Here is a 12,828-nt window from a genome sequence, read left to right as displayed (position 1 = left end):
TGAAACCTTTAAATTAAAAATTATTTTGCTTCTTCTTTTGCTGGAGCATCAGCTGTTTTTTCAGCTTTAGCTTTTTCCTTATCAGCTTTTCTTTCAGTTAAGCCTTCAGCAATTGCATCAGTTACATACGATAAAACTTTATCGATAGATTTAGAAGCATCATCATTTGCAGGAATTACAAAATCGATTGGTCTTGGATCTGAGTTTGTATCAACCATTGCAAAGATTGGAATGTTTAATTTTTGTGCTTCAGCAACAGCAATGTGTTCTTTCTTTACATCAATTACAAATAAAGCTCCTGGTAAACGAGTCATATCAGAAATTGAACCTAAGTTCTTTTCTAATTTTTCACGTTGACGGTTAATTTGTAATTTTTCTCTTTTTGATAATGCATCAAAAGAACCATCAGTCTTCATTCTATCAATAGACGTCATTTTCTTAACGGCTTTACGGATAGTAACAAAGTTTGTTAACATACCACCTGGCCAACGCTCAGTAATGTAAGGCATGTTTACAGCTTTAGCCTTTTCAGCAACGATATCTTTCGCTTGCTTTTTGGTTGCAACGAATAAGATTTTACGTCCTGAGTTAGCTATTTTTTGTAACGCAGCAGAAGCTTCGTCAATTTTAGCTGAAGTTTTGTACAAATCGATGATGTGAACACCATTACGCTCTGTATAAATGTATGGAGCCATGTTAGGGTTCCACTTTCTAGTTAAGTGTCCAAAGTGAACACCACTTTCTAATAATTCTTGAATGTTTGCCATTTTAATAAATGTGTTTACGTTCTGTTTTCGCAATATCTCAGTAGTTATTAAGTCTGAAATATTTAGATACTAAACTGTTAAAAATTGATTTGTAAATAACAGTCTCGAAACATTTAAATACTGAAACAAGTTCAGTAACATATTAACGTTTAGAGAACTGGAATTTCTTACGTGCTTTCTTCTGACCGAATTTCTTACGTTCAACCATTCTTGGATCACGAGTTAATAATCCTTCTGGTTTTAATACCGCTTTGTTTTCTTCGTTAATAGCTACTAATGCTCTAGTAATTGCTAAACGAATAGCTTCAGCCTGACCAGTAACACCACCCCCGTATACGTTTACTTTTACATCGTAAGCCTCTAAGTTTTCAGTTAACATTAAAGGTTGTTGAACTTTGTATTGTAAAGTTGGTGTAGTGAAATAGTTTTTAAACTCTCTTTTGTTGATCGTGATGTTTCCACTTCCTTGAGAAACATAAACACGAGCAACAGCTGTTTTTCTTCTACCTATTTTGTGTACAGTTTCCATAATTATTTAAGATCGTTAAGGTTAATAGTTTTAGGTTTTTGAGCTTCTTGACCATGCTCTGTACCTGCGTAAACATATAAATTTTTGTATAACGCGCTACCTAAACGGTTTTTAGGTAACATACCTTTAACTGCTTTTTCGATTAATCTTGTAGGATCTTTTTCGAACATTTCTGTTGCAGTTAATGATCTTTGCCCTCCTGGGTAACCTGTGTGACGTACATAAGATTTGTCGCTCCACTTTTTACCTGTTAGGTTGATTTTTTCAGCGTTGATAATTACAACGTTGTCTCCACAATCTACGTGAGGAGTATAATTTGGCTTGTACTTACCTCTAATAAGTTTTGCAACCTTAGAAGCTAGACGACCCAATGTTTGCCCGTCCGCATCAACTAAAACCCACTCTTTGTTTACGGTAGCTTTATTAGCCGATACTGTTTTGTAACTTAATGTGTTCATAATTACACGATTAGTTTTTGTTTATTAATAATTTAATTTATCCTTTAAAAAGGTCTGCAAATGTACGATTAATTATTTGATTGACAAATAGGGGGTTAGTTTAATTTTTTTGTCTATGAATTGAGTCAAGTTCAAAGCATAAAAAAAGCGTGCTTTAAGCACGCTTTTTTTTGTGTATGTTGTAAAAAATTATTCTACCTTTTGGTCTAATAAATCAAAGAACTGATTTAATCTTGGTAAGATAATAATTTTTGTACGTCTGTTTTTAGCTTTGTTAGCAGGACTGTTATTTTCTACTAAAGGAATATAACTACTTCTACCAGCCGCAATTAGTCTTTGAGGCGCTACATTGTATTTTCCTTGTAATTCACGAACAATAGCAGTTGAACGTAAAACACTCAGTCCCCAGTTATCTTTCAAGGCAGATCCGGCAGCAACAGGAGTGTTATCGGTATGTCCTTCTACCATTACATCCATTTGAGGTTGTCCGTTAACTACAGTTGCAACTTTTTCTAACACTTTAGAAGCGTTTTCGTTAATTGTGTAGCTTCCACTTTTAAATAATAACTTATCAGAAATTGAAATAAATACCACTGTTTTTTCTACATTTACTTCAATGTCTTCGTCGTCAATACCTTCTTGCAATTCTCTTTTTAAATGAAAAGCAACCACTAAATTTAAAGAATCTTTTTTCGAAGCTGCTTCTCTAATTTTGTTAATATACTTATCCTTTTTGCTTAACTGAGCGAGTGTTTCTTTAATGTTATCATTGGCACCCTGAGTTAACACAGTTAAGTTCTCAACTTGTTGCAAAGTATTTTCTTTATCTTTCTTTAATTCGGTTACTCTAGACTCTAAAGAAAATGCTTTGTCCTGACAGTTTTCTTTTTCAACCAAACATTTTGTTAAGTTAGCTTTTACAGCCAATAATTCTTCTTTTGTTTGTTCGTGTTTAGCTTTTATGGCTTCTAATTCTTTTGTTGAAGCACAAGATGCTAGTAAAACTGAAGCAGTAAGGAATAAAAATAGTTTTCTCATTTTATTCTGATTTTTTTAGATGTATTTATTAATAGTTAAGCAAATTTATAAAAATGAAGACACAAAAAAGAGAATTAACAATCTTTTATGAAGTGTGAAAGCATTATTTTTGTGACTAAATTTTTAATGATGATTAAAAGAATAACGCTTTTAGTAGTTTTATTATTGTTAGCAACAGCTTGTAAAGAAGAAAAAAAACAGAACATAACTAAATTACAAGGAGCTGTTTTTGGTACTACGTATCACATAACTTATGTGAATAAAGTTAACCATCAAAAATCCATTGATAGTTTATTTAATTTGGTAAATAAATCATTGTCAACCTATAAGCCTACTTCAGATATTTCAAAAATTAATCAAGGAGATACTACAGTAGTAGTTGATGCGATGTTTGTAGAGGTTTTTGAAAAGGCTAAAAGAATTTATAAAGAAACGGATGGTTATTTTGATCCGACAATTGGGAGGCTAATAGATGCTTATGGATTTGGTTCAGGAAAAGAAAAGAAAGATTTGACTTCTGAAGAAATTGCAGCTTTGATGGAGAATGTAGGGTTTGATAAAGTGGTGTTAAAAAATAGAAAAGTCTATAGAGATAGTGAAAATATAGAGTTTAATGTAAACGCTTTTGCTAAGGGGTATGGCGTAGATGTTGTTGGAAGGTTTTTAGAGTCGGTAAATATTCATGATTATATAGTAGAAATAGGAGGAGAGATTAGGGCTAGAGGAACAAAAGATGGTAACTTATGGAAAGTAGCTATTGAAAAGCCAAATATTGATGGAACACGCTCTGTTCAAAAAATAATTGAGTTGGATAATGAGTCTATGGCTACTTCTGGGAATTATAGAAAGTACAAGGTAAATGCTGAAGGAAAAAAGATAGTACACACAGTAAATGCGAAAACAGGATTAGCAGAAGAGAGCAATTTGTTAAGTGTGTCGGTTCGGTTAAAAGGAGACTGTGCCGATGTAGATGCTTATGCAACAGCTTTTTTAGCAATGGGTTTAGAAAAAACAAAAGAGTTTCTAAAAAAACATCCAGCGCTTAAAGTGGTGTTGTTATATCATAATGAAGCTGGAGAACTAGCAGAATTTGTAAACTAATTTTTATAACATACAGGCAAAATTTCGCCTTTCATTAAAGCAAATCGTTCTAGTTTTTCTGGGGCGATTTTTTGTGTATAGTTTACTTCATCAACTTTAAATCCTACAGAACGTAGTTTATCAAAATAATCACGACCGTATACGCGTACATGGTCGTACTGACCAAATATTTTTGCGCGTTCTTTAGGGTCGGTAATAGCATCGTCTTCAAAAGTAACTTCTCTTGATAAGTCTTGCGGAATTTGAAAAATACCAAATCCACCAACTTTCATTACTCGATACAATTCTTGCATCGCCTTTGTATCGTTAGGAATATGTTCTAATACATGATTACAAAACACTACATCAAAAGCGTTGTCTTCAAAAGGAAGATTGCAAATATCTGCTTTTACATCGGCAATCGGTGATTCTAAATCGGATGTTGTATACTCTAAATTTTGCTGTTTTCTAAAAAGAGCTAAAAAACATTGTTCAGGAGCGATATGTAATACTTTTAACTTTTTATCGGAAGTAAAGAAGTTGCTTTCCTGTTGTAAAAAAAGCCACAGTAAACGATGTCTTTCTAGTGAAAGGGTGGAAGGAGAAAGTGCATTTTTACGTTGAATTCCATATCCGTAAGGTAAAAATTTCTTGAATGATTTTCCGTCAATCGGATCTGTAAAGTTATCCCCTTTTAACCACCAGGTAATAATAGGACGAGCCCAATAACTGGCTTTGATTAATATAGGTCTAGGAATGGTATTAAGTATTGCTTTAAATAAAGACACAAATTATATAGCTAATGGTTGTTGTCTAAATTCGTCTTCTTCATTACTTTCAATACCCAAAGCATCGTAAATATACTTAAAGGTAGATAGTAATTCTGGTTTGCCATCAACGATGGCTACATCGTGTTCAAAGTGTGCAGAAGGTTTATTGTCTAAAGTAGTGATGGTCCATCCATCACTGTGTTGACGGATTTTATGAGTTCCCATATTGGTCATAGGTTCAATAGCAACTACCATCCCTTCTATAAATTTTTTACCACGACCTCTGCGTCCGTAGTTAGGCATTTCTGGGTCTTCATGCATTTTGCGTCCCAATCCGTGTCCTACCAGTTCACGAACAACACCATAGCCATGATTTTCAGTAAAGTTTTGAATAGCAAAACCTACATCTCCAACACGATTTCCTACTTTGAATTCACGAATACCCACATATAAACTCTCTTTAGTAATGTCAAGTAGTTTTTGAGTTTCAGGAGCAATTTCCCCTACGGCAAAGGTATAGGCGTGATCTCCGTAGAAATCATTTTTTATTGCCCCACAATCAATAGAGATGATATCACCTTCTTGTAAAGGTGTGTTATTTGGAATTCCATGAACCACTTGTGAGTTTGGACTCATGCAAAGTGTGTTAGGAAAATCGTATAGTCCTAAAAAACCAGGAATAGCTCCTTGCTCACGAATAAAATCTTCAGCAAGTTTATCAAGTTGCAATGTAGTCACACCGGGTTTTACTTCTTTGGCAAGCATCCCTAAGGTCTTAGATACTACTAAAGCACTTTCGCGCATTAATTCAATTTCTTCTCTAGTTTTTGGTTTAATCATGGTAAAAATATTGAGGCGCAAATTTACAGTTATTTTTGATATGGATGTTTGTATTCTTGACCAGATAGTATTTTTAAGAAATCTTCTTCAACCGAGCTGTCTTCAAGAGCGTGTTCTACAAAACGACCAATTTCTTTTCCGTCTTTATAAAAAATGAAAGTTGGAACTCGAATTACATTGAAGCCTTCTTCTAAACCATTGGCTTTTTTCTGACGGTTTACAGTAACCAATTCAAGGTTTTTATAATCGAATTCGGCTTCGTCTAAGATTTTATAAAAATTAGGAATCTCTCTTTTACTGTCTCCACACCAAGTTCCCATAAAACCTTTTATTTTTATGTCTTTTAAATATGGTTTTAGTTTTTCTACGGTAGCTTTATCTGTTTCGTAATATGAATAAAAATCATTGAACCACTCACTCCCATATGGTTCTTGTTGAAAGTCTTTTTTAGTAGCGATACCCACTAAATTTCCATTTTCGTTTTTTGTCGCCAAGTTCTTAGGTGTAGACGCACAAGAAACTATTAGTAAAGCTGCAAAAAGGGATGCAATTTTTTTCATCTGTTTAATTTTTATTGTTTTTAATACATCAGATGTAATTCGCCAATAATCTTTTCAGTTGGTGTCAACTTCTTGTTATGGCTTATTTCATAAGATTTATTTTTAAATAAGCGAATGTTGTGTCATTTCTTTTGGTTGTTCAATACCCATTAATTTTAAAATGGTTGGGGCAACGTCGCCTAAAATACCACTTTTTATTGATTTTAATTCTTTGTCAATTAAAATCATAGGTACTGGATTTGTAGTGTGAGCTGTGTGCGGTGTTCCATCTGGATTAATCATTGTTTCACAGTTTCCATGATCTGCGATTAAAATAGTGGTGTAACCGTTGTTTAAAGCAGTGGTTACCACATCTTGTACACATTTGTCTACTGTTTCACAAGCGTTAACAGCAGCTTTAAAAACTCCTGTATGTCCTACCATGTCTCCATTGGCAAAGTTTAAACATACGAAATCCACATTTCCATTTTGTAGTTCAGGAATAATAGCATCACGAATTTCATAAGCGCTCATTTCGGGTTTTAAATCATAAGTAGCTACTTTTGGTGACGGACATAACAACCGTTTTTCTCCTGTAAATTCCTCTTCTCTTCCACCAGAAAAAAAGAAAGTAACGTGTGGATATTTTTCTGTTTCAGCAATTCTTATTTGACTTTTTCCTGCTGATTCTAATACTTCACCCAAGGTGTTTTCAATGTTCTTTCCATCGTAAATAACATGAATATTGTTAAACGTGTCATCATAATTTGTCATAGTAACAAAATACAATGGTAATTTCTTCATGTTGAACTCAGGAAAATCTTTTTGACTTAAAGCTTCGGTTAACTGACGCCCTCTATCGGTTCTAAAATTGAAGAAAATAACAACGTCGTCTTCTTTAATTGTAGTTTTTGGTTGGTTGTTTTCATCAACCATAATTATAGGCTTAATGAATTCGTCAGTAACATCAGAATCATAGCTTTGTTGAATACTAGCTAAAGCATCCGAAGAAAAAATTCCTTCTCCATGAACTAAAGCATCGTAAGCAAGCTTTACACGTTCCCAGCGATTATCACGATCCATTGCGTAGTAACGACCAGTAATTGTTGCCAATTCACCCGTAGTTTTTTGCATGTGTTCTTGAATGTCGTTGATGAAATATTTTCCTGATTTTGGATCACAATCACGTCCGTCAGTAAAAGCATGTAGGTATACGTTATCTAAACCAACATTGTTAGCTGCAGATAGCAATCCTTTTAGGTGGTCAATATGAGAGTGAATCCCTCCATTAGAAACCAATCCTAAAAAATGGATATTTTTATTCTTTGCTTTTGCATATTCAAAAGCATTTAGAAGTTCCTTTTCTTGGACTAAAGTCCCGTCTTTTATTGCGTTGTTAATTTTAGCTAAGTTTTGGTATACAATTCTACCAGCCCCTAAATTCATATGCCCAACTTCAGAATTTCCCATTTGCCCTTCAGGCAAGCCAACATGCTTCCCATCAGTTCTTAGTTGTCCATGTGGAAATTTATCGTATAATGAATTGATGAAAGGAGTTTTTGCATTGTAAATAGCCGATACTTTTGGGTCTTGGGTAATTCCCCACCCATCCAAAATCATTAAAATTACTTTCTTGTTCATGTTACAAATTTACTTCTTTGTATTCATATAGAGGTAGAGATGAATGCTAAAAGTAAAAATCATTTGAGTTAAGATTTGTACGGAAAGAGGTAATCCTCCTTGCTTGGGTAGCGTAATTTTGCCTCGTAACTTAAAAGTAATAGTATGAAAAAAATAATTTTATTAGTGGTTGCAATAGTAAGTTCTACAGTTGTAAACGCTCAGGTAGGTGAAGGAACAAATTGGTTAAAGATGGGGGTACATGCAGGATTGCCAGTTGGAGATGCATCAGATGTATCATCTTTTGCATTGGGTGTTGATTTTAAATATCAGTTTTTAGATGCTGATAGTTTTGCTATTGGTGTTTCTACAGGATATACACACTATTTTGGTAAAGAAGAAGGGTTGATAACGTTTTCAGATGCAGGAATTATTCCACTAGCTGGTTTGTTTAGGTTTTATCCAACTGAAAACTTTTTCTTAGGCTCAGACATAGGATATGGTTTTTTTACTGAAGGAAGTGAATCTGGAGGGTTTTACTACAGGCCAGAAATAGGATATCATGATGATGAATGGAATATTTATGGATATTATCAAGGAATATCTTCTGATGGAATTGCACCTGCCTCTATAGGAATTGGAATAAATTATAATATAGTTCAAGGTAAATAATTAGCTTGAAAACTCTATACAAAAAGAGCCCCAGCTTTAATTAGCTGAGGTTCTTTTCATTTATAAGAAGTTCATTAAGTACAGTAATATTGAAAAGGCACTTAATTAAAATAATACTATTTTTTACTCAAGCAACATGGTTTTGTCTTTTCGTTTCTTACGAATTTCTTCAAGCAGCTTTTCAAAAGAGCTTCCTTATTTATAGTTGCCTAGTAGGCGTACAACCATGTCTAATACAGCTCTTTTAAAACTCATAGTAATTTTTAAAAGTATATGAAGTAAATTAAAAACATTAGAAAAAAGGCAAAAAACAATACTTTTTTTAGCACAGCTTTTTGATTTTCTTTCCTTACTTTTTTTCTAATTTCTTGAAGCTGTTTTTGAGAGGCTTTTTTATCCGTTATCGCGTAATTATTTGAGGTACTAAGTCGACCTATTTTTTTTAATGTGTTAGGTTTACTTCTTGTAAGACGTTGAACAGTTTTGTTCATTTCAGATGATGGGCCAAAACCAAAACTCATAGCAAATGAATATTTAAGATACACTTATTAGATGTGTATGTTGTTAAATGTTACCGAAAACTTATTTTTTGTACTTGCGAATAGCTTTTTTAATTTTTTCAATTCTGTTTTCAGGATCAGGGTGGGTACTTTGGAATTCAGGAACCCTATTTGGGCCAGCAGCAGCCTTTAAAATTTCCATAACGCCAATTAAGTTTTCCGGATTATAACCAGCATCAACCATTAATTTAACTCCCAATTCATCGCTTTCTAATTCGTCACCACGACCATTTTTTAATAAAGTTTGTTGTCCGATATTATTCGCCAGCTCTCCTAAATCAGCACCAACAGAAGCTCCCATAGTTAAAAGCTTCCAAAAATTAGCATCGGTAATTCGTTCGTTAGAATGTTTTCCTAAGACATGCCCTATTTCATGCCCTAATACACCTGCTAGTTGATCTTCATTTTTCAACTGAGAAAACAAAGCGTGAGTTATAAAAACTTGACCTCCGGGTAAGGCAAAAGCATTGATTGTTTTCTCATCTCTCAATAAGTGAAAATCGAATTGATAACCAGATTTTTTAGCTACAGTATTGTTTACAAGTCTAGATCCTACTTTGTCTACAAGAGCTTGAGCATTTTCGCTAGGGTATAACCCTCCATGCTGTTGAGTCATGATAGGAGCCTGTTGTAAGCCGATAGCAATTTCTTGTTCGGGAGATAAACTTACTGCTTGCGTTTTTCCTGTATAAGGATTTACCTCTTGTTGACTGCATTTACGTAAATAGGCAAAAGCAACAATAGCTATTCCTATAAATAAACGAGTTTTAAAACCTCCTTTAATTTTCATTACTGTATTCTTTTAATAGTCCCGAAAGTAAAAATACAAAATATATAATTTAACGGATATCAATTTTTTGTAAACTATAAAAAACTTAAATTTACACAGCAAAACAAACAATATTATGGAGCCTCACTTTGAGTTAAACGAAGTTACTAAGAAGTTACCCAAGCACTTACATAAATTTGTGGTAAAACAACCGTATGATGAATATACAGCGCAGAACCAAGCGGTGTGGCGTTATGTAATGCGTATGAACGTAGATTATTTGGGAAAAGTGGCTCATGCTTCGTATATAGATGGATTGAAAAAAACAGGGATTTCTGTTGAGAAAATTCCTCATATGCAAGGAATGAACCGTATTTTGAAAGAGATAGGTTGGGCGGCAGTATCTGTCGATGGATTTATACCACCGAATGCTTTTATGGAATTTCAAGCGTACAATGTGTTAGTAATAGCCTCCGACATGCGTACGATAGATCATATTGAATACACTCCTGCACCAGATATCATTCATGAAGCAGCAGGGCATGCACCAATTATAGCAAATCCAGAGTATGCTGAATATTTACGTCGTTTTGGTGAAATTGGAGCCAAAGCAATTTCTTCTGCAAAAGATTACGAAATGTATGAGGCAATTCGTTTATTATCTATTTTAAAAGAAGACCCTAATTCTACTCAAAAAGAGATTGACGAAGCGCAAGAAAAAGTGGAATGGTTACAAGATAATATGGGAGAGCTTTCAGAAATGGCTCAAATTAGAAACTTGCACTGGTGGACAGTAGAGTATGGGTTGATAGGGACTCTTGAAAATCCGAAAATTTATGGTGCAGGATTGTTGTCTTCAATAGGTGAGAGTAAATGGTGTATGAAAGAGGAGGTAAAGAAAGTTCCTTATACTTTAGATGCTGCGAATGTAAGTTTCGACATTACAAAACCTCAACCTCAGTTATTTGTTACACCAGATTTTGCTCATTTAAGTTTAGTGTTGGAGCAATTTGCTAATAAAATGGCTATACGAACTGGAGGATTAAAAGGAATAGAAAAATTAATAGATTCTAAAAGTTTAGGAACTATCGAGTTAAGTACAGGTATTCAAGTGTCTGGAGTTTTCTCTAATGTAATAACTGATGAGAATAACAACGCCATTTATATACAAACAACAGGGCCTACTGCGTTGGCAAATAGAGATAAAGAATTAATAGGTCATGGAATAGCATATCATGCTGAAGGCTTTGGAAGCCCGATAGGAAAGTTGAAAGGGATTAATATTCCAATAGAGAATATGAGTCCGCGTGATTTGAAAGCCTATGGGATTTATGAAGGAGAGCAAGTTACGTTAGAGTTTGAAGGGGGGGTGAAAGTAGTTGGAGAAGTAATAACTGGAACAAGGGATTTACGCGGTAGAATTTTATTAATTTCTTTTAAAAATTGTACAGTAACTTATGGAGATACGTTGTTGTTTCACCCAGATTGGGGAGTATACGATATGGCTGTAGGGGTAGAAGTGGTGTCTGCTTTTGCTGGCCCTGCTGATGTAGCTTCGTTTGGTGATGTAGGAAAAGTATCGGAAACCAAAACACACAAAATTCAGTATTCTGATTCAGATAAAAAGTTATATAGTTTATATAATAAGGTAAGAGAGTTAAGGGAAGGTGATACGGTTTCTGAAGAAGATATTGAGGGAATTTTTACAGAAGTAAAGTCAAATTATAAAAACGATTGGTTATTGCCTTTGGAATTGTTGGAATTGGCAATGCTAAACAATTTTTCAGTAAAAGAAACGTTACGTGAATACCTTGAACGCATGAAAAGTAACAAGAGTTACACTACATTAGTAGAAAACGGTTTACTTTTGTTGGAAAAGTACCAAGAAGTATAATATGGGATTATTTAATTTATTTAGAAAGAAAAATATGAGTAACGAAATACAGGAATATTTAGCTAAAGGAGCAGTTGTTTTAGATGTAAGAACTTTAGCAGAATGGAATGAAGGGCATAGTGAAGGTGCAAAGCACATTGTTTTAGCAACAATTCCTACAAATGTAGAGGAAATTAAATCGTGGAATAAACCAGTGATAGCAGTATGTAGAAGTGGAGGTAGAAGCGGGCAGGCAGCACAGTTTTTACAAAGCCATGGGGTTGATGTAATTAACGGAGGACCTTGGCAAAATGTTGATCAATATTTGGTAAAATAACTATAAAAAGATTAAAAATTTATAAAAGGAAATGCTTGTAAAAGTGTTTCCTTTTTTTGTTGTAGCTTTTTTAAAAATAACTGATGGGCTTCAGAGTTTGGGTTAAAAGGTGTGTGGTTTAATCCTCTTTGAATGGTGTCAATTTGCTGCATGGTTTGATATGAATCTTCTGTAATCCAAACCTGTTTGAATTTTTCCCATATGTAATTCACGGCAGTTTTGTTTGGGTGAATCATATCTTCATTATAAAAACGATAATCACGTAACTCGTCCATCATAATTTCATAAGAAGGAAAATAGTATATAGCACTTCTGGGTTCTACTACTTCATGAATAGCTGAAAGTAGGTGTGCTTTACTACGTTGGTTTTCTGTAAACCCATCTTTTAAATGTCGTACAGGAGATAAGGTATATATAACAGAAGTGTTTTTATTTACTGATTTAACAAGAGAGTTAATAGCTTGTAAGCTTTCAGAAATCTCATCAACGCTTAATAATTCTTTTAAAAATTTTTTCTGGGGAACTTTATGACAATTGGCAACAAGAACATCCGAAGTAATTTCTCGGTATACCCATGCTGTCCCTAAAGTAATAATAAGATGTGTGGTGTTTTGTAGTTGCTCAAAAGTTTGTTGTATGGATAAATTTAAGCTGTTTAATAATTCATTTTTATTCATAGTGCTTAAACTTGAATGTGCTTCAAAAGAGTGCCAGCGTTCATTGTGAAAAAAAACATCTTTGTCGGTATATTCTTCTTTGTTTAATGCTTTTACAATTAAATTTTCAATGGCCTTAGGGTGGAATAAAATACCCAATGGATTTTGTTTTGATTGAAATTTATAATAACTCAGCTTGTTACCAATATTCTCAGAAAAACAAGAACCAAGTAAAAGTAGTTTTGACTCATAATGAATTTGATTATGCTTTTGCTTCGTAAGTGGTATTGGCGTCTGAAGATTCATAAATTTTAAGAAAA

Annotated in this window: 14 protein-coding genes; 4 read left to right on the top strand and 10 right to left on the bottom strand. The window is 33.7% G+C overall.

The window, feature by feature from the left end; translation table 11 throughout:
- Positions 1–20 precede the first annotated feature (20 nt).
- The 4 genes from rpsB to V1T75_RS14820 all read right to left on the bottom strand — a co-directional run bounded on the left by rpsB (position 21) and on the right by V1T75_RS14820 (position 2,792).
- Complete coding sequence (gene rpsB, locus V1T75_RS14835) at positions 21–767, bottom strand: 30S ribosomal protein S2 (RefSeq protein ID WP_330489282.1); 747 nt, start codon at positions 765–767, stop codon at positions 21–23.
- Between the two features lie 142 nt (positions 768–909).
- On the bottom strand, positions 910–1,296 hold the full coding sequence (gene rpsI, locus V1T75_RS14830) for a 30S ribosomal protein S9 (RefSeq protein WP_047790000.1): 387 nt from the start codon (positions 1,294–1,296) through the stop codon (positions 910–912).
- 2 nt (positions 1,297–1,298) lie between these two features.
- Complete coding sequence (gene rplM / locus V1T75_RS14825) at positions 1,299–1,754, bottom strand: 50S ribosomal protein L13 (RefSeq protein WP_330489281.1); 456 nt, start codon at positions 1,752–1,754, stop codon at positions 1,299–1,301.
- 189 nt (positions 1,755–1,943) lie between these two features.
- Complete coding sequence (locus V1T75_RS14820) at positions 1,944–2,792, bottom strand: OmpA/MotB family protein (RefSeq protein WP_330489280.1); 849 nt, start codon at positions 2,790–2,792, stop codon at positions 1,944–1,946.
- A gap of 129 nt (positions 2,793–2,921) precedes the next feature.
- Here V1T75_RS14820 and V1T75_RS14815 point away from each other — a divergent pair, with 129 nt between their 5' ends.
- A complete protein-coding gene (locus V1T75_RS14815; RefSeq protein ID WP_330489279.1) occupies positions 2,922–3,893 on the top strand; it encodes an FAD:protein FMN transferase in 972 nt (323 codons plus the stop codon).
- Here V1T75_RS14815 and V1T75_RS14810 read toward each other — a convergent pair.
- The 4 genes from V1T75_RS14810 to gpmI all read right to left on the bottom strand — a co-directional run bounded on the left by V1T75_RS14810 (position 3,890) and on the right by gpmI (position 7,662).
- On the bottom strand, positions 3,890–4,660 hold the full coding sequence (locus tag V1T75_RS14810; protein WP_330489278.1) for a class I SAM-dependent methyltransferase: 771 nt from the start codon (positions 4,658–4,660) through the stop codon (positions 3,890–3,892). The genes V1T75_RS14815 and V1T75_RS14810 overlap by 4 nt on opposite strands.
- 3 nt (positions 4,661–4,663) lie before the next feature.
- A complete protein-coding gene (gene map, locus V1T75_RS14805; RefSeq protein WP_330489277.1) occupies positions 4,664–5,482 on the bottom strand; it encodes a type I methionyl aminopeptidase in 819 nt (272 codons plus the stop codon).
- Positions 5,483–5,511: 29 nt separating this feature from the next.
- On the bottom strand, positions 5,512–6,042 hold the full coding sequence (locus tag V1T75_RS14800; protein WP_330489276.1) for a thioredoxin family protein: 531 nt from the start codon (positions 6,040–6,042) through the stop codon (positions 5,512–5,514).
- A 102-nt stretch (positions 6,043–6,144) separates the two neighbouring features.
- Positions 6,145–7,662, bottom strand: coding sequence for a 2,3-bisphosphoglycerate-independent phosphoglycerate mutase (gene gpmI / locus V1T75_RS14795; RefSeq protein ID WP_330489275.1), 1,518 nt, complete (start codon positions 7,660–7,662; stop codon positions 6,145–6,147).
- Positions 7,663–7,806: 144 nt separating this feature from the next.
- Between gpmI and V1T75_RS14790 the strand changes: the two genes are divergently transcribed.
- A complete protein-coding gene (locus tag V1T75_RS14790; RefSeq protein ID WP_330489274.1) occupies positions 7,807–8,313 on the top strand; it encodes a hypothetical protein in 507 nt (168 codons plus the stop codon).
- 582 nt (positions 8,314–8,895) lie between these two features.
- Here the strand turns inward: V1T75_RS14790 and V1T75_RS14785 are convergent.
- Positions 8,896–9,663: a M48 family metalloprotease gene (locus V1T75_RS14785; RefSeq protein WP_330489273.1), complete on the bottom strand. Its 768-nt coding sequence runs from the start codon at positions 9,661–9,663 to the stop codon at positions 8,896–8,898.
- A 115-nt stretch (positions 9,664–9,778) separates the two neighbouring features.
- Here V1T75_RS14785 and V1T75_RS14780 point away from each other — a divergent pair, with 115 nt between their 5' ends.
- Positions 9,779–11,536 (top strand): aromatic amino acid hydroxylase, encoded by a 1,758-nt coding sequence (locus tag V1T75_RS14780; protein WP_330489272.1) that lies wholly within the window; start codon positions 9,779–9,781, stop codon positions 11,534–11,536.
- A gap of 34 nt (positions 11,537–11,570) precedes the next feature.
- Complete coding sequence (locus V1T75_RS14775) at positions 11,571–11,852, top strand: rhodanese-like domain-containing protein (RefSeq protein WP_330489271.1); 282 nt, start codon at positions 11,571–11,573, stop codon at positions 11,850–11,852.
- Positions 11,853–11,863: 11 nt separating this feature from the next.
- On the opposite strand, the gene V1T75_RS14770 is transcribed toward V1T75_RS14775, so the two are convergent.
- Complete coding sequence (locus V1T75_RS14770) at positions 11,864–12,814, bottom strand: GSCFA domain-containing protein (protein WP_330489270.1); 951 nt, start codon at positions 12,812–12,814, stop codon at positions 11,864–11,866.
- Between the last annotated feature and the right edge of the window lie 14 nt (positions 12,815–12,828).

The sequence above is a fragment of the Tenacibaculum sp. FZY0031 genome (genome assembly GCF_036350695.1).
GTDB lineage: Bacteria > Bacteroidota > Bacteroidia > Flavobacteriales > Flavobacteriaceae > Polaribacter.
The sequence above is the reverse complement of the archived record's forward strand: the minus strand, read 5'-3'. Positions and strand labels throughout refer to the sequence as shown.